This is a genomic window from Streptomyces sp. NTD91, assembly GCF_059510455.1.
The window spans coordinates 73,511-96,209 of record NZ_JCAJZW010000002.1; the positions used below are offsets into that span (position 1 = coordinate 73,511).

Consider the following 22,699-nt stretch of genomic DNA (forward strand, 5'->3'; position numbering starts at 1 on the left):
GTGGACCCTGGGCCTGCTGGGCACGGCGGCGGTCCTGCTGGTGCCGTGGATGGTGGTGCTTGCCCTGACCCTGCCGGGCAGCACCGAGGTGGACAACTGGCCGCTGGCCTGGATCGGCCTCGACGTCCTCATGGCGGCGGGTTGTGCGGCCACGGCCCTGCTCGGCCTGCGCGACGACGCGAGGGCCGGCCTGACGGCCTCGGCGACGGCGTCGGTGGCGGTGCTGGACGCCTGGTTCGACACAACGACGGCGGGCACGGGCGCCCCACTGGCCGAGGCGCTGCTGTGCGCGGTGGCCGAGGGCGCGCTGGCGTGGGCGTGCGTGTGGCTGGCGCTGGGCAGAGGGGCGGGGCGACCGGCACCGGGCGACGGACGCCGACGTCCGCACAGCCGCCGGCCTCCCTTCCCGCACCGGACCGCACGGCACGCGCTCACAAGGACATCGCCGCACCTCCCCAACTCCTCACCGGCTGTCACCCCTCCCGTTACCGCCTTGCCCGAAGGACACTCGTGGGCAAGGGAGTTGACACCGGAGGGGGACGGGACATGCGGGACGGCCACCGGGCGGAAGCCGAGCGTCTGCTGGCGCGCGCCGTCGAGGAGGAGGTGCGGCGCTCGGGCGGACGGATCGACGGCGGGCTGCTGCTGTCGCGGGCGCGCGCCGCGCTGGACGCGATGGCCGGGGCGGCGGACGAGGAGTACGAGGCCTACACCCGCGCGCTGGACGAGACCGAGGCCGGCCGGCCGACCTTCGCACAGCGGTACGCCCGCGACGGCGCCGGAACGGCGTTGTGGGCGGCGGTCGTCGCCGCGGTCGCCGCCGCCGTGGCCGACCTCTCCCTCGGCACCGGTACCGGTACGGCCGTCGGCGCGGGCGTCGTCGCGGGCGTGGCCGGTGCCGCCGCCTCCGTGGTGAAGGTGGCCGGTGCCCATCTGCCGGCCGCGCATCACCACGCGGGCGTGGCCGGCCGGCCCGGTGGACCCGAGCAGCTGCGGCTGCAGTGGCTGACGGCGTTGGAGGTGCGCGGCATTCGCCCGTTCCTCGACCAGCAGCGGGTGCTCACCGCCTCCACGAACCCGAAGACGAGGGGTGGCCCGCCCCTGCGCGGCACGGACAAGAGCGCGGCGGCCCGCCGGCGCTCGGTACTGGAACGGTCCTTCGGGCATCTCCCGGACACGGACGGCCCGTTCGCGGGGCGGCGAGCGGAGCTGGCGCGGATCCGGCAGTGGGCGCAGTCCGCCCGGGCGGCCACGGAGACCCGGCCCACGGTGGTGGTGCTGCACGGCGAGCCCGGCTCCGGACGGTCCACGCTCGCGGTGCGCGCGGCGCACGAGCTGCGCGACCACTTCCGCGGCGCGGTGGTCGTGGACCTGCGCGGCGGCAGCCGGGAGGAGACGCCGCTCACGACCCGGGACGCCCTGCTGCACCTGCTCAATCGGCTCGGCGCGCCGCGCGAACAGCTGCTGTTCCGGGAGCGCTCCTCCCCCGACCAGCAGGTCAAACGGCTCGGCGAGCTGTACCACCGGCATCTGGCCGGCCTTCCCGTGACGATCGTGCTGGACGACGCCTTCGACCCCGAGCAGGTGCGGGCGCTGGTGCCGGAGCGCTCCGACAGCCTGGTCCTGGTCACCGCGCGCACTGCTCTGGAACTGCCCGCGGACCTGTCGGCCTGGGTGCACCACCTGCCGGTCGGGGCACTGGACGCGGCGGGCGCCGAGGACCTGCTCGGCGCCGTCGCCGAGGACGCGTCGGGGCCGTACGACGCCGAGTCCGCCGACCGGATCCGGGAGCTGACCGGCGGACTGCCGCTGGCGCTCAGGATCGCGGGCTCCGCGCTGGGCCCGCGCTCGCCCCGGCAGCTGGCCACGGACCTGGGCGCCTACGGCCCGGTGAAGCCGGTCGAGCGTGCCCTGTGGCTGCGCTGCACCGACCAGCCGGAGGCCTCCCGCCGGCTGCTGCGCCGGCTCGCCCTCGCGGGCCGGGCCTCGCTGGGCGCCGCGGCTGCCGCCGCCCTGCTCGCCACCGACGAGGCCGAGGCGTCCCAGCACCTCCTCGCCCTCGCCCGCGCCGGCCTCCTCGACCACGTGCGCGGCAACCGCTACCGGCTGCACGACCTGGTGCGCTCCTTCGCCCAGGCCAGGCTGCTGGACGAGGAGGACCCGGCCGAGCGCACGGCCGCGCAGGAACGGCTGCTCGTGAACTACGCCGAACTGGCCGACTCGGTGCTGCGCCTGGTCGACGGAAACATGTCAACGCGGTCGCACCGGTTCGGCCCGCACGGCTTCACCTCGCTGGACGAGGCGCTGCGCTGGCTGGACGACGAGTCGAGCTTCATCACCGCGGCCCTGCGCCACTCGGAGGGCGTGAACCAGCGAGCGGTGCAGAACCTGCTGGGCGCGCTGTGCGACTACTGCCTGCTGCGCGGCGACCTGTACCGGCTCGGTGAGATCAGCGAACTGGCCGAGGCCGTGGACCAGGGGCTGCTGGTGCGCTCGGTGCAGTGGCGCACCGGCATCGCGGCCCGGCAGCTGGGCGAGCTGGACAAGGCGCGTACCACGCTGGCCTCGGTCGTCGACCTGTACCGGGAGGCCCACCACGACGCGGGGGCGGCCCGCGCCCTGTGCTCCCTCGGCATCACCCTGCACCACCAGGGCAACCTCGCCGAGGCCGCCGCCAAGCTCCAGGAGGCCCTCGACCTGCAGGCGGCGCCGGAGCTGGCCACGGACCGGGCCTGGACGATGCACGCCCTGGCCGCCGTCCAGCGCGACCGGGCCCGGCTGGCGGAGGCACTGGACCTGCTCACCCGTTCCCTGGTCCTGCACCGCGAGGGCGGCTCACTGCACGGCGAGGCCTGGGCGCACTTCCAGCTCGGCCAGTTGGCGCTGCGGCTGGGCGACGTACGGCGCGCGGAGACGGAACTGCGGGCCGCCCTGGACCGGTACGGCAGGACGCACGACGCGCGCGGCGAGGCCTGGGCGCTGACCCAGCTGGCCCGCGCCGGTCTGGTGGCCGGTGACACCTCACCGGCCGTGGAGAACCTGCGGCAGGCCGCCGCCCGGCACCGTGAGAACGAGGACGCGCGCGGCGAGGCCTGGACGCTGTACTACCTGGGCCAGGCGCTGGAGGAGGCCGGCGACCTGGACCTGGCGGTGCGCGACCTGGAGCGCTCTCGCACGATGTTCTCCCGGATGCGCGACGTCTACGGCCTCGCCTGCGCCCGGCACCACTCGGCCCGGGTCACCCGCGACCAGCGGGCCGCGCAGACCGGCGGCTTGCGCAACTCCGGCTTCGCCCGGCAGCTCCTCGTCGACGCCCGCGCCGACTTCCAGCGCATCGGCGTCGCCCACGGCGAGGCCTGGACCTGCCTGGAGCTGGCGGTCGTCGACGCCGGCAACGCCCGTACGCAGGCGGCGCTGGCCCTCGCCGACGAGGCGCTGGACCTGTTCGCCTCCTACGGCGACCGGCGCGGGGTGGACTGGGCCCGCTTCCTGCGCTGCACCCTGCTGCCGTACGCGGCGCCCGGCGGAGTGGAGGTGGGCACGGCGGTCGCCCAGGAGGAGCTGGCGCAGCTGGCCCGCACCGGCCATCCCCTGCGGGACGAGAAGCTGGCCGAGTACGTCCCGGCGTACGCCCTGCTGCTGGAACGCGGGGTCAGCCTGGAGGACGGCTGGCAGGCCTGGCGGCTGCGCATGACCCCGGACCGCCACGCCCGGGAGGTGATGGGAGTGGCGGTACCGGCGGCGCGCTGAGGCTCTGGTCAGCCCCGCCGGGCCGTGGAGTCGGCCTTGCCGGACTTCTCGCCCTGCTCGGCCCCGGAGTCCGGCGGCTCCTTGAAGTCGACCCTGTTCATGTGCTTGCTCATCGACTTCATCAGGCCCCACACCGCCAGGGCCATCACCGCGAAGACGATGAAGCCGAGGACACCGGGGGTGACCTTGTTCTGGTCGAGATCGGCGAGGGGGACGAGGTGCGTCACTGCCTGGCTCACGCTTGCGCTCATGTCAGGCATTGTCCCGGATGCCCGCGAAGAGGTCGTCCTCGGGGAGGGAAGTGTCGACGAGCGACTTCGCCAGCTCGTACTCCTCCGTCGGCCAGACCTCCTTCTGCAGCTCCATCGGAACCCGGAACCAGCCGCCGTCGGGGTCGATCTGCGTGGCGTGCGCGATCAGCGCCTTGTCGCGGATCTCGAAGAAGTCCGCACACGGGATGTGCGTGGTCAGCGTGCGCTCGGTGCGCTCCATCTCGCTCCAGCGCTTGAGCCACTCCCCGTACGGCGACTCCAGGCCGCGCTCCAGCATCGCGTGGTGCAGCGCCTCGGTGCGGGGGCGGTTGAAGCCCTGGTTGTAGTACAGCTTCAGCGGCTGGTAGGCGGGGCCGTACTCGGCCTCCGGATACTTCTCGGTGTCCGCCGCGCCCTCGAACGCCACCATCGAGATCTTGTGGGTCATGATGTGGTCGGGGTGCGGGTAACCGCCGTTCTCGTCGTAGGTGGTGATCACCTGCGGGCGGAAGGCGCGGATCCTGCGCACCAGCTCGCCGGCCGCCTTGTCCACGTCCTCCAGGGCGAAGCAGCCCTCGGGCAGCGGCGGCAGCGGGTCGCCCTCCGGCAGGCCGGAGTCGACGAAGCCAAGCCACTCCTGCTTGACCCCGAGGATGTCCCGGGCCTCGTCCATCTCCTTCTTGCGCACCTCGTGGATGTGCTCCTCGATGTACGCGTCGCCCTGCAGCTTGGGGTTGAGGATGGACCCGCGCTCTCCGCCGGTGCAGGTCACCACCAGCACGTCCACCCCCTCCGACACGTACTTCGCCATGGTGGCCGCGCCCTTGCTCGACTCGTCGTCGGGGTGCGCGTGAACGGCCATCAGTCGCAGCTGGTCAGTCAAGACTCAATCCTCGGTCAGTCGGCGCCCCGTGGTCCCGGCGCGATCGGCGGCTTCTATAGTGACGGAATCGGGGGGCGAATAATTCCGGGCCCGGTCCCCGGCGGAGAGGACGACCATGAGTACGGCGAGCACGCGACTGCCCGAGGGCCGCTACGGCCGTTCCTCGGACGAGCGCGCCGACCGGAAGCTCAAGGTCGCCGCTGCCGTGCTCGGCGCCGCCCTGCTCGCACTGGTCGCCTACTTCGCCTACCACTACGTCGTGGAGAGCAGGATCAGCGCCCAGGTGATCGCCTTCGACGCCACGGACAACGCGGTCAAGGTGCATCTGGAGGTCCACAAGGACTCCGGCACCTCGGGCTACTGCACCCTGCGCTCCCAGGCGGCGGACGGCTCCGAGGTGGGCCGGGCCGACTTCCGCTTCACCGGGCCCGCCACCCGTATCGACAAGGTCGTCACGCTGCGTACGACGGCGAAGGGCACCACGGCCGAGCTGCTCGGTTGCCATACCGGCTGATCACGCAGCGGACACTCCCCGTCTTCACCGGAATACGTGGACCGTGACCTGCGTTGATGTGAATCTGATGGCTTATGTCCTCCCCCTCCCGGCCTCGAATTGTTAGGCTCGTGGTTTCGCCCACCCGAGAGGGAACATTCTTCTGGGTAGGGCGATGCTTTGTATTCCCAGTACCGACGAGGAGCACCCTGTGACCCAGACCAGCGAGAACGTCACCTGGCTGACCCAGGAGGCGTACAACAAGCTCAAGGACGAGCTTGAGTACCTTACTGGTCCTGCGCGCACGGAGATCGCCGCCAAGATCGCGGCCGCGCGCGAGGAGGGCGACCTGCGCGAGAACGGCGGGTACCACGCGGCCAAGGAGGAGCAGGGCAAGCAGGAGCTGCGCGTGCGGCAGCTGACCCAGCTTCTCGAGAACGCCAAGGTGGGCGAGGCCCCGGCCTCCGCCGACGGTGCCGTCGCGCCGGGCATGGTCGTCACGATCGCCTTCGACGGTGACGAGGACGACACACTGACCTTCCTGCTCGCCTCCCGCGAGTACGCGAGCTCGGACATCGAGACGTACTCGCCGCAGTCCCCGCTGGGCAGCGGCGTCATCGGCCACAAGGTCGGCGAGGACGCGGAGTACGAACTGCCGAACGGCAAGAAGGCCTCGGTGAGGATCCTGAAGGCCGAGCCGTACTCGGGCTGATCCCCGCCCTTTGCGACCCCGGGCCCCCGGTGTCCGCCGGCTTCCGCCGGACACCGGGGGCTCCGCCGTGTCCGGGGCCGTCGGACGGTGGACGAGCACACGGTGCGTGCGGACCGAGGGTGCGGAAGACCGCGACGGTCAGTGGTATTCGCGTCTGTCGACGCACTGGGGGCGGGGACAGCGCGAACGAGTGGTCGGAGCGCTTTGCGCCCGTGGGGGGACCTCAGCCGATGACCGTGTAACCCGCCTCCCGAAGGGCCTGGCCGAGCTCGGTGCAGTGTTCCGGGCCCTTCGTCTCGAGGTGCAGTTCCACCTCCGCCTCCGTGAGCCCGAGCCGAGGATCGGTTCGTACGTGACTCACGTCGAGGACGTTGGCGTCCACCGCTGACAACACCCCGAGGAGCGTGGCGAGCGCGCCCGGGCGGTCCGTCAGCCGCAGCCGGACGGCCAGGTAGCGGCCCTGCGCGGCCATGCCGTGCCGCAGCACCCGCTGCATCAGCACCGGGTCGACGTTGCCACCGGAGAGCACCGCGACGACCGGGCCCTCGAAGGCTCCCGGCGCGGCCAGCAGCGCCGCGACCGGGCTGGCCCCGGCCGGCTCCACGACCAGCTTGGCCCGCTCCAGACACAGCAGCAGCGCCGCCGACAGCTGGTCCTCGCTGACCGTGCGCACCTCGTCGACCAGGTCCCTGACGATCCCGAACGGCACCACGCCCGGCCGCCCCACCTTGATGCCGTCGGCCATGGTCGTCGGGGTCTCCACGGACACCGGGTGTCCGGCGGCCAGCGAGGGCGGGTAGGCCGCTGCACCCTCCGCCTGGACGCCCACGATCGTGACGTCCGGCCGGATCGCCTTCACCGCCACCGAGATCCCGGCCGCGAGCCCGCCGCCGCCGACACCGACGACGATCGTGCGCACCTCGGGGCACTGCTCCAGGATCTCCAGGCCGACCGTGCCCTGACCGGCGATGATGTCCGGGTGGTCGAAGGGGTGGATGAGCACCGCGCCCGTCTCGGCCGCGTACTCCTCGGCGGCGGCCAGCGTCTCGTCGACCACCTGGCCGTGCAGGCGCACCTCGGCGCCGTAGTCGCGCGTGGCGCTGATCTTCGGCAGCGGGGCGCCCTTCGGCATGAACACCGTGGAGTGCACGCCGAGCAGCGAGGAGGCCAGCGCCACGCCCTGCGCGTGGTTCCCGGCGCTCGCCGCCACCACACCGGCCGCCCGCTGCTCCGGCAGCAGCCCGGCGATGCGCACGTAGGCGCCGCGCAGCTTGAACGAGCCGGTCCGCTGGAGGTTCTCGCACTTCAGCTGCACCGGGGCGCCGACCAGCTGGGACAGGTGCCGGCTGCCCTCCATCGCGGTGGTGCGGGCCACACCCGAGAGCATTTTCTGCGCGCCGCGCACGTCGTCGAGGGTGACGGAACGCAAGGAGTCAGCCGTGCCGTAGCTCATGACTCCAGCATCGCAGTCCGCTGGCGCGTACGACTGGTGTGACCAAGCTCCGAGACCGGTTTGTGCAGCGCCGGTACGGCCCGCCGCCGAGCCGCGTACCCTGTCCCCCAACCAGCAGCCCTTCATGAAGCGAGCCTCCGGCCATGCCCACAACACCTGAAATGTCGATGGACATGACGACCGTCGGTGACACCGGTCTTCTCGACGTCCTCCAGCACGAGGTGGCGGTGTTCGCCCGGCGTGCCGAACAGACGCGGCTCGGCGGGGTCGGGCAGGTGCGCAACTCCATGGACCGTGCGGCGTATCTCCTGCTCAACCGCCTCGACAGGGAGGGCCCGATGGGCGTCAAGGCGCTCGCGGCGAGCATGGGCATCGACTCCTCCACGGTCACCCGTCAGGTGGCTCCGCTGGTCGACACCGGACTCGTCAAGCGCACCTCGCACCCCGAGGACGGGCGTGCGGTGGTCCTTCAGCTCTCTCCGCGCGGGGCGGCCCGCCTGGAGGAGGTGCGCTCCTCGCGGCGCCAGCTGATGGCCGAGCTGACGCAGGACTGGGCGCCGGAGCAGCGCGAGCAGTTCTGCGTGCTCCTTACCCGCTTCAACCGCGCCCTGTCCGCGCGGATGTCGGTGCAGGGGCCGGCGCCGGCGGAACAGCCCCCGGCGTCCTGAGCCGCGGCGGGGAGAGTTGCGGGTCCGGAGTCTTGACCCCGGGCCGCCGCTGGCCTCATATGAGACCGGGTCCTGTGTCGTACGCGGTTCACCCTTTCCCGTGGCGGACGGGGCCCCTCTGGGGGGAGGCAGGGTGCGTGATCGGCAGGTGTCCCGAGGTGCCCGCCGGGCCCGGGAGTTCGAGGCGTTCGTCGCGGGCGCGGCCGGACGTCTGCTGCATGCCGCCACGCTGATGACCGCGGAGGCGCCGAAGGCCAACCCGCGGGCGCGGCGCCTGCTGACGCTCGCGCTCGCCCACACCTACGCACGTTGGGAACGGCTGCACGGCGAGGATCCGTACGACTGCGCCCGTCAGTACCTCGCCACCCGTTTCGCGCGCGCGGCCTGGCACCGGTACGGCGCCTTCGGCCGTGCCCGCCCGGACCCGCGCAGCCCGCTCGCCGCGCTGACCCCGCAGGAACGGCTGATCCTGGTGCTGCGCCTCTACGAAGGCGTCGCCGAGGAACAGACGGCGGCTCTCCTCGGCCTTCCCGCGGAGCGCGTGCACACCATCTGCGACCGCGCGACGGCCGGCCTCCTGCACCCGCGGACCCCGCCGACGCCACGCACGGCGGGCCGGGAGGTGGCACCGTCATGAGGGGGAGGCACGCCGGGCGCACGCGGAGGGCACGGTGAACCGGCCGCAGCGGGAGGCCGCCGCGCGGCAGATCATGGAGCAGGCCCCGGCGCCGGTGCCGCCGGACCTGTACGCGGAGGCCGTGCGCCGCGGCGAGCGCCTGCTGCGGCGCAGGCAGCTCGTCGGACGCGTGCTGTGGCTGCTGGCCTGCGCCGCGGCCGTCGCGTTCGGGGTGTGGGCCGCCCGCGTACACCCGTGGACGGCACCGCCCGCCCAGACGACTCCGCCGATCACCGGGTGGTGAGCCGAGCGGCCGACGGGGGTGCCGGTGCGGCCGACCGGCCGACGGGAGCACGCGTTTTTCTCGTGGCCGCCCTCCGAGGGCCCCGCGTTCCCGGCGGTGGCTAGCCCAGGGCCTGCTGCAGGTCGGTGAGCAGGTCGTCGACGTTCTCGATGCCCACGGAGAGGCGCACGAGGTCGCCGGGAACCTCCAGGGCGGAGCCGGCCGCGGAGGCGTGGGTCATCCGGCCGGGGTGCTCGATCAGGGACTCGACGCCGCCGAGCGACTCGCCGAGGGTGAACACCTGGGCGCGGTTGCACACCTCGACCGCGGCCTGCTCGCCGCCCTCGACGCGGAAGGAGACCATGCCGCCGAACGTCTTCATCTGCTTCGCGGCGACCTCGTGGCCGGGGTGCTCGGGCAGGCCCGGGTAGAGGACGCTGGTCACACGCGGGTGCCGGGTGAGCATCTCGGCGATCCTCGCGGCGTTCTCGCTGTGCCGGTCCATCCGCACCGCGAGGGTCTTGGTGCCGCGCAGCACCAGCCAGGAGTCGAAGGGGCCGGCGACGGCGCCCATCGCGTTCTGGTGATACGCCAGCTCCTCACCGAGGCCCTGGTCGGAGACGATCAGCGCGCCGCCGACCACGTCCGAGTGACCGCCCATGTACTTGGTCAGGGAGTGGACGACGACGTCCGCGCCGAGCGACAGCGGCTGCTGGAGGTAGGGCGTGGCGAAGGTGTTGTCGACGACGAGCCTGGCGCCCGCGTCGTGCGCGACGGACGCGACGGACGCGATGTCGGTGATGCCGAGGAGCGGGTTGGAAGGGGTCTCCACCCAGACGGCCTTGGTCTTCGGGGTGATCGCGGCCCGTACGGCGGCCGGGTCGCTGGTGTCGGCGACGGACCACTCCACGCCCCAGCGGGTGACGACCTTGGCGAAGAGACGGAACGTGCCGCCGTAGGCGTCGTTCGGGATCACCACGTGGTCACCGGGGCTGAGCAGCGTGCGCAGCAGGGTGTCCTCGGCCGCGAGGCCGGACGCGAAGGCGAGACCGCGACGGCCGCCCTCCAGCGCGGCGAGGTTCTCCTCGAGGGCGGTGCGCGTGGGGTTGGCGCTGCGGCTGTACTCGTAGCCGCCGCGCAGCCCGCCGACGCCGTCCTGCTTGTAGGTCGAGACCTGGTAGATCGGCGGGACGACCGCGCCGGTGAGGGGATCCGCGGTGTTGCCCGCGTGGATCGCGAGGGTCTCGAAGTGCTGACTGATGTGCCTGTCGCTCATGTGCACCGAGCGTAGTGCGCTCGGCCGGATGCTGACGCCCGCCGGGCTGGGCCGGCACGGGGGGAAGGGTTTTCCCTGCGGGGGCGGGCCCGGCACCGCGGAACACGCCGCAGCTCCGCGGGACGCGGCCCGGCTGTGCGGGAAGACGGCCCGGGCTGGTCGTCCGTTGGACCGGACGGGGTTTTCCACAGCCTCCGCGACGGGGTTGGCCAATTGTCGGCGGCGTCTGGTTCGCTTGGGGCATGGCGATTCTCTGGCTGCTGATGGCGCTGCTCATGCTGAGCTTCGTGCTGCTCTCGGTCGTGCGGCGCAGGCGCGGGGTGATCCAGCAGGTTCCCCCGGGACACCCGGACGCCGCCGACCCGGCGGCCTACGGCTTCGTGCGCCAGGAGGAACTGGACGTACGCATGCCCGGCCCGGACCAGGACCTGCTGGACGTCCTGGAGTTGGTGCAGCGCACGCAGGACTATCGCGCGGCCTCCCAGCTGCTGGCCGGCACGGAGACGGCGGGCGAGCTGCGCTGGCAGAGAGTGCAGGCCTTCGCGGGTGCCGCCGCGCTGGAGCTGCAGCAGCGGCCCGGCGGGGTGCACGAGACGCCGGGCGGCCAGTGGCTGCGGGTGTGGCGGGCCGAGCAGCCCAAGGACGCGGGCTGCGCCGCCGTCTACGCGGAGTTCCTGGTGCAGCAGGCCTGGCGGACGTCGACGCCGGGCACGGACGACTTCAGGATCATCATGGAGGAGGCCCGGGACGCCTGCGGGCGGGCCGCGCTGCTGGCCCCCGGCGATCCGGTGCCGTACATCGTCGAGCTGTCCATCGCCCGTGGACTCGCCTGTTCCCAGGCCGAGTTCGACCAGCTGTGGCTGAAGATCCTCGATCGTGCCCCGCACCACATGGGCGCACATCTGGCCGCCCTGCACTACTGCTGCGAGAAGTGGCACGGCTCACGCGAACAGGCGTACGCCTTCGCCGAGGCCGCCGCGGCCCGTGCCCCGGAGGGCTCGCTGCTGGCCGCGCTGCCGCTGTTCGCGGTCTTCGAGCACCTCCCCGAGGTGAATCTGGTGGCGAGTTTCTACCAGAGCGAGGTCGTCACCAAGGCGATGCACGGCGCCCTGCACGCGGTGCACTCGGCGCGCCCCGACGACCCGATGCTCGCCCACGTCCGCCATCTGCTGATCTTCTTCCTGGTCCGCGCCGAGCGCTGGCACGAGGCCATGTACCAGCTGATACAGGTGGACGGGCACGTCGGCGCGCTGCCCTGGACGCTGTCCGCCGACCCGGCGGCCGAGTTCGCCCTCTACCGTGCCCTGGCGGTGGCCGGTTACGAGGCCAACGGAGGCAGCCCGGCCGCCCTCCCGGGCTGATGCGGACTCCGGCGCCGCCAGGGTCCGGGAAGCGCCGGCCCCGGCGGTGACGGTGGGCGGCGCGGGGTAATTCCGGCGACGGCGGTGGCCTGCCCCCCGTACATTCGCCGTTCGCGGCGACAGCACCGGACGGCGAGGGGGAGGAAACCGGATGAGCACGTTCCTGATCGGTGGCGGGTGGGACACGGCCGAGGTGTACGAGCCGTTCGTCCGCGCGGTCGGAGGGGAACGGCGGATCGGATGCCTGATCGTCGACGAGGGGGACGGGGCGGCGCAGTTCGAGCGGTATGCCGGGGCGCTGCGGAAGGCGGCGGCGGACACGAGCGTGCCGTTGCTCGTGCCGCTCGGCGTCCGGTTCGAGCCGGAGGCCGCGCTGAGCGGGGTCGACGGGCTGCTGGTGTGCGGTGGGCTGACCCCCGCGTACCAGGAGGCGCTCGCCGGCTGCCTGGAGCGGCTGCCGGAGCTGCTCGCCGCGCGCGGGGTACCGTACGCCGGTTTCTCCGCCCGTGCCGCCGTGGCGGCGCGGCGCGCCGTGGTCGGCGGCTGGCTGGTGGACGGGGTGCCGGTGTGCCCGGAGGAGGCCGGGGAGGACCTGGCGGAGGTCGAGGTGCGGGCAGGGCTCGGGCTGGTGCCGTTCGCGGTGGACGTCCACGCCGCCCAGTGGGGGACACTCCCCCGGCTGATCGCGGCGGTCGGACGGGGTGCGGCGCCGTACGGTGTCGCCGTGGACGAGAACACCCTGCTGGAGGTGGCGGACGGGGAGGGCCGGGTGACCGGAGCGGGTCGCGCCCATGTCGTACGGCCGGGCGGGGACGGAGACGCCCTGGTGCGGGCCTACCGCGCCGGGGAGTCGTTCCCGGTCGCGCAGGTCCGGCGGCCACCGGTCACGGTCCCGGCCCGACGCGAATCGGCTCGCACCCGCGCGGGACGCACCCGCCCCCGTCGCTCCGGCCCGACCTCAGATCGTCGCCGTGTCGATCACGAACCGGTAGCGGACGTCGCTCGCGAGCACGCGCTTGTAGGCCTCGTTGATGCGGTCGGCGGTGATCAACTCGATCTCGGCGCCCAGGTCGTGCTCGGCGCAGAAGTCGAGCATCTCCTGGGTCTCGGCGATGCCGCCGATCATCGAGCCGGCGAGGGTCTTGCGGCCGCCGATCACCGAGAACAGGTTGAGGGAGATGGGCTCCTCGGGAGCACCCACGTTCACCAGCGCGCCGTCCACCTTCAGCAGCGACAGCAGTGCGCCGAAGTCCATCGGCGCCGAGACGGTGGAGACGATCAGGTCGAACGTGCCGGCCAGGTCCTCGAAGGTCTTCGGGTCGCTGGTGGCGTGGTAGTGGTCGGCCCCCAGCTTCAGGCCGTCGTCCTTCTTGCGCAGGGACTGCGACAGGACGGTGACCTCGGCGCCCATCGCGTGCGCGATCTTGACGGCCATGTGGCCGAGACCGCCGAGGCCGACGACGGCGACCTTCTTGCCGGGGCCCGCGTTCCAGTGCTTGAGCGGTGAGTAGGTCGTGACGCCGGCGCAGAGCAGCGGGGCCGCCACGTCCAGGGACAGGCCGTCCGGGATACGCACGACGTAGTTCTCGTCGACGACGATCTTCTCGGAGTAGCCGCCGTAGGTGGGCTCGCCGTCCTTGCCGACGCCGTTGTAGGTGGGGACGTTGCCCCTGAGGCAGTACTGCTCCTCTCCCCTGACGCAGTTCTCGCACTCGCGGCAGGAGTCGACCATGCACCCGACGCCGACGCGGTCGCCGACGGCGAACTTCGTCACACCGGGGCCGACCTCGGATACGACACCCGCGATCTCGTGGCCCGGGACCATCGGGAAGATCGCCTCGCCCCAGCCCTCCTGGGCCTGGTGGATGTCGGAGTGACAGATGCCGGCGAACTTGATGTCGATCAGGACGTCGAACTCTCCGACCGCGCGTCGCTCGATGGTCGTCCGCTCCAGCGGAGCCTTCGCGGCGGGGGCGGCGTACGCAGCAACAGTGGTCATGCCGGGGTTCTCCTAGCAGCTGGTCCGTGCCCGGCCGCCTTCCGGCCGGGTACGCGCTCCAGCCTGCCCGAGGCCGCCCGGGTCACCCAGACCACGCTGTTGCGTACGACCCCTGTGCCTACCACTGGCGGGGTCAGGCTCGTGTGCGTACGACCAGCGATACTGGGCGTATGGAACGCAGGGACCAGGCGCAGGAGGCCACGGCCACCGCAGCGCACGCGCTTGACCGGCGGGCCGAGCTGAGCGAGTTCCTGCGCAGCCGGCGGGCCCGGCTGAAGCCGGAGGACGTGGGCCTGCCGGACTTCGGGCGGCGCCGGCGGGTGCCGGGCCTGCGCCGCGAGGAGTTGGCACAGCTGGCCGGAGTGTCGGTGGCGTACTACACGCGCCTGGAGCAGGGCAACGGCCGGAACGTCTCGGCGGAGGTCCTGGACTCCATCGCGCGGGCGCTGAGGCTGTCGGACGCCGAGCAGGCCCATCTGACGCATCTGGCCAAGCCGAAGTCGCACAAGAAGAAACCGGCGGCACGGCAGCAGCAGGTCCGGGGCGCGCTGCGACAGCTGCTGGACAGCATGGACGGCGTACCGGCGTACATCGTGGGGCGCCGGTCGGAGATCCTCGCCTGGAACCGGATGGCTGCGGCGATCTTCGGCGACTGGGCGGAGCTGCCGGCGGCCGAGCGGAACTGGGCCCGCCTGACGTTTCTGCGTCCGAACTACCGGGATCTGTTCGTCGAGTGGGAGCAGAAGGCGATCGACATCGTCTGCGCGCTGCGCATGGACGCGGGCTGCCACCCGGACGACCCGAAGCTGTCGGCGCTGGTGGGTGAACTGTCGGTCAAGAGCGAGGAGTTCCGCCGGCTGTGGGCGACGCACGACGTCAAGGAGAAGAGCCACGGCGTCAAGCGTCTGCACCACCCGCTGGTGGGCGACCTGTCCCTGCACTTCGAGTCGTTCCGGCTGACGGACGACTCGGAGCAGTCGCTGGTCACCTATCACGCCGAGCCGGGTTCCCCGTCCGCCGACTCCCTGCGGCTGCTGGCCAGCTGGGGCACGGAGGCGGCCCGCACGGTGCCGTCGGCCTGAAAGCTGCAAGGGGCGCCCGGAGCCTGTGCTCCGGGCGCCCCTCACCTCACGCGGCGGGCGCTGCGGCTCACTTGCCGAAGTACGCGTCGTAGATCGTGATTCGCGAGGTGTTGCCCTTCTTGTCGGTGATCTCGGAGCGGAAGGAGACGGACCCGCCCTTCGCCGGGTTCCTCACCGTGATCCTCCCGCCGCGGACGTCGACCTTCTTGAAGGTCTTGCCGTCGTAGGAGACGTACACGGTCAGGGACTCGAGGTTGCCGCCCGCCGCCGCGCCCTCGACGGTGACCGGGAAGGTGACCGTCCGGCCCGCCGGCACCCGGCTGTCCAGGTCGGTCGTGGCGCCGTAGTGCAGCACGGAGGCGGGGAGCCGGACGGCGGTGCCGGACACCTTCTTGGAGCGGAAGGTCCAGGTCGCGTCGATCCGCGAGGACGCCTGGGCGACCTTCGCCGATCGGGTGACCGAGGTGGTCAGCCTGTACGCGGCGTCACCGGCCGGAACCTTGAACGTCGCGTCGCCGAGCAGCGGGTCGTCGGTGGAGCCGACCTCGGTGCCGTCGCGGTACAGGGTCGTGCGCGCGGAGGCGAACTCCGAGGAGCCTGGGTGCCTGCCGGAGTCGGCGAACAGGGGCAGCAGACCGTAGATCTCGTTGCCGTCGCGGAACAGGCCGAGGTCCTTGCCGACGTGCGGGCCGAAGACGGCGGTGTTCGCGGTCCTGGTGTAGCTGTGGCCGGCCTTGAAGGAGGACTCGCCGAGCGAGTACCCGGCGTCGGCGACGGGGAATCCGTCCTGGTCCTTCCCGCCGTACTGGGTGAAGTACAGGTCCCACAGCACCCCGTCGGCCGTGGACAGGTGCAGGGTGCGGGTGCCGGGCAGCTTCTGCGCGATGTCGACGGAGGAGGCGCCCACGCTGTCGGGCAGCCAGCCCACGGCACTGATCGAGCCGGTCTTGCCGCTCGCGGAGGCGCCGAGGCGGGCCTTGACGGTGGCCAGCTCGCTCGCCCTGTAGTGCTTGGTGTATCCGGTGGCGAGCTGCCTGACCGGACCGCCGGAGGTGGTGTCGTACTCCTCGCTCGCGCCCTTGGTCCAGTGCCCGTCCCACTGCTGGATCAGCCGGCCCGCGGGCAGCCGCGGGCCGAGGTGGGCGGTGCGGAAGTTCTTGTACGAGTCGAGGAACCAGCTGTAGCTGTACTGGTTGTCGCCGATGGTGAGCTGGTAGCCGGGGCAGGCGAACTGCGAGGTCGCGCCCGCGGCCGGGACGGTGATGTCGACCGGCTTGGCCCGCCGTGCGTCGATCGTGACCGTCTGCTTCTTCGTGACGGTCAGCGTCGGCTGGGCGATCCAGTCGGTGCCCTTGACGCCGTCCTTGTCGACGAAGACGGCGGAGTTCAGGGCGTAGGTGCCCTTGGGCAGGCGCGCCCTGACCGTGCCGGACGGGTCGTAGGGACTCACGCTCGTGCCGCTCGCCAGGCCGGACAGGCCGGAGAGGTCGGCGGTGTAGTACTTGGCGGGCTTGCCTCCCCGGCCGATGACCTTCAGCGTGACGTCGTACGACTCCACCTCGCGCTGCACCGCGGCGCCCGTGCGGACCGCCTGGCCGGCGCCGGTCGCGGTCACGTACGCCGAGTAGGCGCCGTCGAGGGTGCCGCCCAGCCTGGTGTGCGCGGTGAGGGCGACGGAGGCCTTCCCGTGCGCCGGGACGGTGAGCCTGGTCGCGCCGAGCGTGAAGAAGCCGACCGGTGCCGCATGGCCCTTGGGGTCGAGGGCGGTGCTGCTCAGGGTGAGCGTGACGTCCTTGTCGCCGAGGTTGCGGTAGGTCACCTTCCTGGTGACCGGTTTGTCGTCGGTGTGCGGCCACGCCTGCGTGCCGAAGTTCACCGAGACCGGGTCGGCGATCACGGACTGCTTGATCGCCTTGTCCACCGCGATACGGCCCGCACCCTGCTGGTACGGCGTGTAGTCGCCGCCCTTGGCGGAGCCGGTGAGCGCGCCCTTCAGCTCGGCGTATCCCCAGTCGGGGTGTTCCTGCTTCAGGATCGCGGCGGCGCCGGCGACGTGCGGGGTGGCCATCGAGGTGCCGGAGATGGTCAGGTAGCCCTCGGGCTTCTCGCCGACCTCCTGGTCGATGACGCTGCCCTTGGCCGCGGCGGCGGTGATGTCCACGCCGGGCGCGGTGACGTCGGGCTTGATGGCGCCGTCGCCGAGGCGCGGGCCGGTGGAGGAGAAGTCGGCGAGCTTGTCCTTCTTGTCGACGGCGCCGACGGTGAGCGCGGCGTCCGCGCTGCCCGGCGAACCGATCGACTGGGGACCGTCGTTGCCCGCGGCGATCGCGAACAGGATGCCCTTGGTCGCGGAGAGCTTGTCGACCTCGGCCTCGAGCGGGTCGATGCCGGGGCTGTCGTAGCCGCCGAGGCTGAGGTTGACGACGGAGGCGCCCTGGGCGGCCGCCCACTCCATGCCGGCGAGGATGCCGGAGTCGTCGCCGGAGCCGGTGTCGTCCAGCACCTTGCCGTTGAGGATCTTGGCGTCGGGAGCAACACCCTTGTACTTGCCGCCCGACTTGGCGCCGGTGCCGGCCACGATGGAGGCGACGTGGGTGCCGTGCCCGTAGTGGTCGGTGGCGTCGGCGGCGGAGGTGAAGTTCTTGGAGGCGATCACCTGGTCCTTGAGGTCCGGGTGGCCGGTGTCCACGCCGGTGTCCAGGACGGCGACCTTCACGCCCTTGCCGGTGTAGCCGGCCTTCCACGCGACCGGGGCGCCGATCTGCGGCACGGACTTGTCGAGGGAGGCCTTGCGGACGCCGTCGAGCCAGACGTGCGCGATGCCGGAGGCGGCCCGGTCGCCGTCGGTGACGGCGTGCCAGAGCGCGGCGGTGTCCTTGACCGGTGTCTGCACGGCGTCGGCGTCGAGCGCGCTCAGGCTGCGCCGCAGCCGACTCGCGCTTCGGACGCCGGACTTGGCGGCCGCGGCGGAGCCGCTGTATCCGACGATGACCTTCAGGCCGTCCTTCTGGGCCCGGCGGGTGGCGGCCTTGTTCAGCTCGGTGACGTCGAACAGGCGCTGGTCCAGCGTGCCGGAGGCGATCAGGTGGGCCGCGTCGACCGGGACGACCAGCGTGTGGCCCTCGGTGCGGCGGATCTGGAAGGGTACGTGTGCGCGGCCCTTCGCCCGCTGCAGACCGACGATCCGGCCCTTGGCGTCGAGGGCGACGCGGTCTCCGGTGATCAGCGTGACGTGGGTCCGCGCGGTGAGCGCGGAGGCAGCGGCGGTGCGCTCCACGGGCCTCGCCGACGCCGGGCTGGTCATACCCGCTGCGAGGGCGACGGCTGCTGCCGCGGCCACGGTGGCCGCGGCAGCCCTTTTCACTTGTCTGCGCAAGTTCTCCCCCTGGAGATGAGGTCCCGGGTGAATTCCCCGTTCACCCGGCCGGGGGCGGTCTCGCACGCATGTGCGTCAACCCCCCGGATCCCGCAGTATGCCGGGGGGCGATCAGACGGCTCAACAGATGAGAGGAGGGTAAGAAAGAGTGACGGGAAACTGTTACGTCGTGGGCGGGACACCGTTACAGATCCGCGAAGTGCCCTGGGTTCAAGGGGCGTTGCGTGGCGTCAGGCGCCGGCGTTCTCCTTCACCGTTATCTTGCCTTTGCGGATGGTCGCCAGGCGCGGGGCCTTCCTCGCGATCGCGGAGTCGTGAGTGACCATGATGAAGGTCAACCCGTGCTCCTCCCACAGGCGTTCCAGTACGTCCATGATCTCGTCCCGCATCCCCTCGTCGAGGTTGCCGGTCGGTTCGTCCGCGAGCAGCACCTTGGGTTTCTTGACGACGGCCCGGGCGATCGCGACGCGTTGCTGCTGGCCCCCGGACATCTCGCCGGGGAGGTGGTGCAGGCGTTCGCCGAGACCGACCGAGTGCAGGGCCTCCGCGGCGAGTTCGCGGCGTTCCCCGACCTTGAGACCGAGGGGGACGAGGGCCGTCTCCACGTTCTCCTGGGCGGTGAGGGTGGGGATGAGGTTGAAGGACTGGAAGACGAAGCCGATGTTCTCGCTGCGCACCTTGGTCAGCCGGGCCTCGCTCAGCTTGGCCAGGTCGGTGCCGTCCAGGACGACCTCGCCGGAGGTGGGACGGTCGAGGCCGCCGAGCATCTGCAGGAGGGTGGACTTTCCGCCGCCGGTGGGGCCCTGGATGACGAGCCGGTCCCCGTCGCCGATGGTCAGGTCCACGCCGTCGAGGGCGTGGACGGTGTCCTTGCCCCTGGTATAGCGCTTGGTGACGTTTCTGAGGTCGTACATGGTGGCTCCTGAGTAGGTGGGTTCGGGGAGTACGCCGGCGCCGGCTACTCGACGCGGCGCAGTGCGTCCGCCGGGCGGAGGCGGGACGCGCGCCAGCCGCCGAACGCGCCCGCGACGAGACCGCCGGCCACCGCGAGGGCCACCGCCAGGGCGATCGTCGTGACGCTGACCGGGGCCGTGAGGGCCACCTCCAGGGTCTTCGCCGCCTGGCGCCCGGGGCCGAAGCCACCACCGCCCGGGAAGCCACCGCCGCCGCCGAAGCCCCCGCCGGTACCGCCCAACTGGGCCTGCAGGGTCGGGCTGATCTCGGTGACGGCGTACGCGCCCGCGAGGCCGAGGGCGATGCCGAGGACGCCGCCGACCAGACCGTTGACCATGGCCTCGCCGACCACCTGCCGGGTCACCCGGCCCGACTTCCAGCCCAGCGCCTTGAGCGTGCCGAACTCGCGGACGCGCCGCGAGACCGCGGCGGAGGTGAGCAGTCCGGCCACGAGGAACGCGGCGACCAGCACCGCGACCGAGAGCCACTTGCCGACCTTGGTGGCGAGGGAGGAGGCGGTGGAGAGGGAGCCGGAGACCGTCTTGGCGAGGTCGGAGGACGTGGTGACCGTCGTGCCGGAGACGTTCTTCTGGATGGCGCTCTTGACGGCGTCGATCTGCTGCGAGTCGGTCGCCTCGACGTAGATCGTGGTGATCCTGTCCTTCTCGCCGGCGAGGGTCTGCGCCTGCTTCAGCGGAATGTACAGGTTGGCCGCCGAGTCGCCGCTGTTCGCGGTCGCGATGCCGATCACCGTGAACTTGGTGCCCTTGATGGTGACGGTGGAGCCGACCTTGTACTTCTTCTCCTTGGCGTACGCGGAGTCCGCCACGGCCACCGCGGCGTCGGTCTCGGTGGCCTTGAAGGTACGGCCACTGGTGATCTTCGAGGAGGACAGCGGGCCGATCCCGCTGTGGGTGACGTCGGTGCCGAAGACCGTGTACTGGTTGAGGTCGAAGTCGGCGCCGCCGCCCTTGACCTCGCCCTGCGGCGCGCCGGTGGTGCCACCCCGCCGGAATCCTCCGGCGCCGCCGCTCTGCTGGAACTGGCCACGGGTGAACTGGCCGCTGATCCGGAACACGTTGAGGCTGAGCCCGCCGACGGCCGACGACACGCCCTTCTGGCCGGCGACCTGGGTGACCGTGGAGGAGGCGAGGGTGGTGAAGCCCTGCACCCGCACCCGGTCGCTGCTCTGGGTGGACTTGTCGTCGTTGCTGCGCGCCCCGAACCGGAAGCGGGGCTGCTGGGCGCCGGCGGCGGTCGGCGTGGCGGCCTTGGTGACGGTCATGTCCGTACCCAGGCCGTACAGCGACTGCAGGACCTTGTCCTGCGCCTTCCCCATGCCGCTGGACACGGAGTCGACCACGATGACCAGCGCGATGCCCAGCGCGAGACCGGAGGCGACGACGAGGGCCGCCTTTCTACGGCGGCGCAGTTCGCGCCTCAGGTAGGTGAAGAACATGGCCCGGAAGTTAGGCACGGACCGTGACGGCACACTGAGGCCCGCATAAGAGATCCATGAGAAGGCCGCGGGCACACCCGCACCGGGCTCTCGGCGGGCCCGGAAATGCCGGTGCCGCCCTCGGGAGAGGGCGGCACCGGGCAGCTGTGGCAGTCCGTCAGGACGAACGGTCAGACGGCCGAACCGGCCTTCCACTGGGCCCAGTTCATGTTCCAGCCGTTGAGGCCGTTGTCCGGGGCGACCGTCTTGTCGCCGGTGTTCTGCACGACAACCACATCACCGATCAGGGAGTGGCTGTAGAACCAGGCGGCCGGGGTGTTCGGGTCGCCGGCGCCCTTGACGTCCTGCAGGCCGACGCAGCCATGGCTGGTGTTGACGTTGCCGAAGACGGACGGCGCGCCCCAGTAGTTGCCGTGGATGAAGGTGCCGGACGTGGTCAGGCGCATGGCGTGCGGCACGTCCTTGATGTCGTACTCGCCCTTGCCGTCCGAGTCCTTGAAGCCGACCGTCGCGCCGTTCATCCGGGTCTGGGTGAACTTCTCGGAGATCACCATCTGGCCCTCGTAGGTGGTGTGGTCGGGGGCGCCCGCGGAGATCGGGATGGTCTTGATGACCTTGCCGTCCTGCGTGACCTTCATCTGCTTGGTCTTCGCGTCGACGTAGGAGACCTGGTTGCGGCCGATGTGGAAGGTGACCGTCTTCTGCTGGACGCCGTGGATGCCGGGCGCGCCCTCGACACCGTCGAGCGCCAGCTTGAGGGTGACGGTGGAGCCTTCCTTCCAGTACTGCTCCGGACGGCAGTCCATGCGGTTGGCGTTGAACCAGTGGCAGGCGACCTCCTGGCCGCTGCTGGAGGTGACCGTGACGCCCTTCTGGACGGCCGCCTTGTTGGTGATCGCCTTGTCGAAGTTGATCGAGACGGGCATGCCGACGCCGACCGTGGCGCCGTTGTCCGGGGTGAAGGTGCCGATGAAGCTGTGGGCGGGGGCGACCGTCGTGAAGGTGGCGTTCTCGTGGGCTATGCGGCCCTGTGAGTCCTTCGCCTCCGCGGCGAGCTTGTAGGTGGTCGAACGCTCCAGCTGGACGCTGGGCTTCCAGCTCGTCCTGTCGGCGGAGAGCTGCCCGGCGACGGCCTTGCCGTCCTGGGTGGTGAGGGTGACGCCGGTGAGCGTGCCCTTGCTGACCGTGACGACGCCGGAGTTGTTGATCGACGCGTTGTCGGAGCCGTCCTTCGGCGAGACCGTGATCTGCGCCTCGGAGGACTTCTTCGCCGCCGCCGCATCGGCCTGTGCCTGCGAGTCCTTCCCGCTGTCGGAGGCCTTGGCGCCGCCGCCGGAACAGCCCGTGAGGGCCAGGACACCACCGAGCAGTGCGGACGCGGCCATCAGACCCTTGCGCCGCTTACCGTCCGTCATCACACGCTTCTCCATCGTTGCCGATTCGCCGAAAACCCCGACTGTCCCCGTAAGAACGTTCAACGCTACGGCCGTACCGTCCCGTTCCACATCCGCTGGATCTGTGGGGCACACCACGTCCAAGGCGTGCGGGTGGTACGGGAGTCGGTTCCGTGCGTCCCCTGAGACGACGAAACCCCGGACGATGGTTGCCGCCCGGGGTCCTGGGTGCCCCGGGACGCTCAGCCGATGCCGTCCTCTTCCTCGTCGTCCTCGTCGTCCTCGTCGTCCTCCTCGTCATCATCCTCGTCCAGTTCCCACTCGGGCGAGTCCGGGTCGTAGTCGATCCACTCGCTCGACCAGGACGCCTGTTGGAGTTCCACTCCGGGCACCTCACTGACCAGGTCGAACGGGTCCACGAGATACGCCAGGGCCTCCGCGGTGTCTTCCGTCACAGCGCCCTCGGCCCGGGTCCGCTCGGCCGGCGGCAGCTCCGGATCGGCGGCGATCCGGCGCAGCGCGGCCTTGCTCACCCCGTCCTCGTCCTGGACCTCGAGGACCAGCTCCACCCGAAGTCGTACAAACCGTGATGTCTCTTCAGCGTTCATGGCGGGAGCGTACGACCGAAACCTCCCGTGACTTTCCTGTGACCCGCGTCTTTCACTAACATCGCTGCCCACGGCCAATTC

General features: G+C 71.6%; 18 protein-coding genes. 8 read left to right on the forward strand and 10 right to left on the reverse strand.

From position 1 onward, the window contains the following. Positions 1–546: 546 nt before the first annotated feature. Complete coding sequence (locus AC5WRT_RS03050; RefSeq protein ID WP_496099939.1) at positions 547–3,750, forward strand: tetratricopeptide repeat protein; 3,204 nt, start codon at positions 547–549, stop codon at positions 3,748–3,750. 8 nt (positions 3,751–3,758) lie between these two features. Here the strand turns inward: AC5WRT_RS03050 and AC5WRT_RS03055 are convergent, their stop codons facing one another. Next, a complete protein-coding gene (locus AC5WRT_RS03055; protein WP_496094576.1) occupies positions 3,759–4,010 on the reverse strand; it encodes a hypothetical protein in 252 nt (83 codons plus the stop codon). After that, entirely contained in the window at positions 4,003–4,863 is an 861-nt protein-coding gene (mca, locus tag AC5WRT_RS03060; RefSeq protein WP_496094646.1) for a mycothiol conjugate amidase Mca, read from the reverse strand. The genes AC5WRT_RS03055 and mca overlap by 8 nt, the downstream gene beginning before the upstream one ends. A 136-nt stretch (positions 4,864–4,999) precedes the next feature. Between mca and AC5WRT_RS03065 the strand changes: the two genes are divergently transcribed. Both AC5WRT_RS03065 and greA read left to right on the forward strand, forming a co-directional pair. Then, on the forward strand, positions 5,000–5,398 hold the full coding sequence (locus tag AC5WRT_RS03065) for a DUF4307 domain-containing protein (protein WP_496094577.1): 399 nt from the start codon (positions 5,000–5,002) through the stop codon (positions 5,396–5,398). Positions 5,399–5,588: 190 nt separating this feature from the next. Further along, on the forward strand, positions 5,589–6,089 hold the full coding sequence (greA, locus tag AC5WRT_RS03070; RefSeq protein WP_496094578.1) for a transcription elongation factor GreA: 501 nt from the start codon (positions 5,589–5,591) through the stop codon (positions 6,087–6,089). A 223-nt stretch (positions 6,090–6,312) separates the two neighbouring features. Here greA and ilvA read toward each other — a convergent pair whose 3' ends face one another. Continuing rightward, a complete protein-coding gene (gene ilvA, locus AC5WRT_RS03075; protein WP_496094579.1) occupies positions 6,313–7,542 on the reverse strand; it encodes a threonine ammonia-lyase in 1,230 nt (409 codons plus the stop codon). Between the two features lie 161 nt (positions 7,543–7,703). On the opposite strand from ilvA, the gene AC5WRT_RS03080 reads away from it, so the two are divergent. From AC5WRT_RS03080 to AC5WRT_RS03090, 3 genes are all read left to right on the forward strand, one after another. Further along, on the forward strand, positions 7,704–8,210 hold the full coding sequence (locus AC5WRT_RS03080; protein WP_496094647.1) for a MarR family winged helix-turn-helix transcriptional regulator: 507 nt from the start codon (positions 7,704–7,706) through the stop codon (positions 8,208–8,210). Positions 8,211–8,343: 133 nt separating this feature from the next. Next, positions 8,344–8,847: a sigma factor-like helix-turn-helix DNA-binding protein gene (locus AC5WRT_RS03085; RefSeq protein WP_496094580.1), complete on the forward strand. Its 504-nt coding sequence runs from the start codon at positions 8,344–8,346 to the stop codon at positions 8,845–8,847. Positions 8,848–8,881: 34 nt separating this feature from the next. Then, complete coding sequence (locus AC5WRT_RS03090; protein ID WP_496094581.1) at positions 8,882–9,130, forward strand: hypothetical protein; 249 nt, start codon at positions 8,882–8,884, stop codon at positions 9,128–9,130. A 100-nt stretch (positions 9,131–9,230) separates the two neighbouring features. Here the strand turns inward: AC5WRT_RS03090 and AC5WRT_RS03095 are convergent, their stop codons facing one another. Beyond that, complete coding sequence (locus AC5WRT_RS03095) at positions 9,231–10,385, reverse strand: cystathionine gamma-synthase (RefSeq protein ID WP_496094582.1); 1,155 nt, start codon at positions 10,383–10,385, stop codon at positions 9,231–9,233. 242 nt (positions 10,386–10,627) lie between these two features. Here AC5WRT_RS03095 and AC5WRT_RS03100 point away from each other — a divergent pair, with 242 nt between their 5' ends. Beyond that, a complete protein-coding gene (locus AC5WRT_RS03100) occupies positions 10,628–11,746 on the forward strand; it encodes a hypothetical protein (RefSeq protein WP_496099901.1) in 1,119 nt (372 codons plus the stop codon). Positions 11,747–12,704: 958 nt separating this feature from the next. Here AC5WRT_RS03100 and AC5WRT_RS03105 read toward each other — a convergent pair. Next, a complete protein-coding gene (locus AC5WRT_RS03105; protein ID WP_496094584.1) occupies positions 12,705–13,745 on the reverse strand; it encodes an NAD(P)-dependent alcohol dehydrogenase in 1,041 nt (346 codons plus the stop codon). A 170-nt stretch (positions 13,746–13,915) separates the two neighbouring features. Here AC5WRT_RS03105 and AC5WRT_RS03110 point away from each other — a divergent pair, with 170 nt between their 5' ends. After that, positions 13,916–14,827, forward strand: coding sequence for a helix-turn-helix domain-containing protein (locus AC5WRT_RS03110; RefSeq protein WP_496094585.1), 912 nt, complete (start codon positions 13,916–13,918; stop codon positions 14,825–14,827). 67 nt (positions 14,828–14,894) lie between these two features. On the opposite strand, the gene AC5WRT_RS03115 is transcribed toward AC5WRT_RS03110, so the two are convergent. The 5 genes from AC5WRT_RS03115 to AC5WRT_RS03135 form a co-directional block, all read right to left on the reverse strand. Beyond that, positions 14,895–18,191, reverse strand: a complete 3,297-nt coding sequence (locus AC5WRT_RS03115; RefSeq protein WP_496099940.1) for a S8 family peptidase — start codon at positions 18,189–18,191, stop codon at positions 14,895–14,897. 242 nt (positions 18,192–18,433) lie between these two features. Next, positions 18,434–19,117 (reverse strand): ABC transporter ATP-binding protein, encoded by a 684-nt coding sequence (locus AC5WRT_RS03120; RefSeq protein WP_496094586.1) that lies wholly within the window; start codon positions 19,115–19,117, stop codon positions 18,434–18,436. 44 nt (positions 19,118–19,161) lie between these two features. Beyond that, a complete protein-coding gene (locus AC5WRT_RS03125; RefSeq protein ID WP_496094587.1) occupies positions 19,162–20,616 on the reverse strand; it encodes an ABC transporter permease in 1,455 nt (484 codons plus the stop codon). Positions 20,617–20,786: 170 nt separating this feature from the next. Beyond that, positions 20,787–22,031, reverse strand: coding sequence for a L,D-transpeptidase (locus tag AC5WRT_RS03130; RefSeq protein ID WP_496094588.1), 1,245 nt, complete (start codon positions 22,029–22,031; stop codon positions 20,787–20,789). Positions 22,032–22,252: 221 nt separating this feature from the next. Then, positions 22,253–22,618, reverse strand: coding sequence for a hypothetical protein (locus tag AC5WRT_RS03135; RefSeq protein WP_496094589.1), 366 nt, complete (start codon positions 22,616–22,618; stop codon positions 22,253–22,255). Positions 22,619–22,699: the final 81 nt, after the last annotated feature.

What these genes read in the sequence shown, in the direction of transcription:
- AC5WRT_RS03050 (WP_496099939.1), top strand. Translation starts at nt 547, where the DNA reads ATGCGGGACGGCCACCGGGCGGAAGCCGAGCGTCTGCTGGCGCGCGCC.
- AC5WRT_RS03055 (WP_496094576.1), bottom strand. Translation starts at nt 4,010, where the DNA reads ATGCCTGACATGAGCGCAAGCGTGAGCCAGGCAGTGACGCACCTCGTC.
- mca (WP_496094646.1), bottom strand. Translation starts at nt 4,863, where the DNA reads ATGGCCGTTCACGCGCACCCCGACGACGAGTCGAGCAAGGGCGCGGCC.
- AC5WRT_RS03065 (WP_496094577.1), top strand. Translation starts at nt 5,000, where the DNA reads ATGAGTACGGCGAGCACGCGACTGCCCGAGGGCCGCTACGGCCGTTCC.
- ilvA (WP_496094579.1), bottom strand. Translation starts at nt 7,542, where the DNA reads ATGAGCTACGGCACGGCTGACTCCTTGCGTTCCGTCACCCTCGACGAC.
- AC5WRT_RS03080 (WP_496094647.1), top strand. Translation starts at nt 7,704, where the DNA reads ATGTCGATGGACATGACGACCGTCGGTGACACCGGTCTTCTCGACGTC.
- AC5WRT_RS03095 (WP_496094582.1), bottom strand. Translation starts at nt 10,385, where the DNA reads ATGAGCGACAGGCACATCAGTCAGCACTTCGAGACCCTCGCGATCCAC.
- AC5WRT_RS03100 (WP_496099901.1), top strand. Translation starts at nt 10,628, where the DNA reads ATGGCGATTCTCTGGCTGCTGATGGCGCTGCTCATGCTGAGCTTCGTG.
- AC5WRT_RS03105 (WP_496094584.1), bottom strand. Translation starts at nt 13,745, where the DNA reads ATGACCACTGTTGCTGCGTACGCCGCCCCCGCCGCGAAGGCTCCGCTG.
- AC5WRT_RS03110 (WP_496094585.1), top strand. Translation starts at nt 13,916, where the DNA reads ATGGAACGCAGGGACCAGGCGCAGGAGGCCACGGCCACCGCAGCGCAC.
- AC5WRT_RS03120 (WP_496094586.1), bottom strand. Translation starts at nt 19,117, where the DNA reads ATGTACGACCTCAGAAACGTCACCAAGCGCTATACCAGGGGCAAGGAC.
- AC5WRT_RS03125 (WP_496094587.1), bottom strand. Translation starts at nt 20,616, where the DNA reads ATGTTCTTCACCTACCTGAGGCGCGAACTGCGCCGCCGTAGAAAGGCG.
- AC5WRT_RS03130 (WP_496094588.1), bottom strand. Translation starts at nt 22,031, where the DNA reads ATGACGGACGGTAAGCGGCGCAAGGGTCTGATGGCCGCGTCCGCACTG.
- AC5WRT_RS03135 (WP_496094589.1), bottom strand. Translation starts at nt 22,618, where the DNA reads ATGAACGCTGAAGAGACATCACGGTTTGTACGACTTCGGGTGGAGCTG.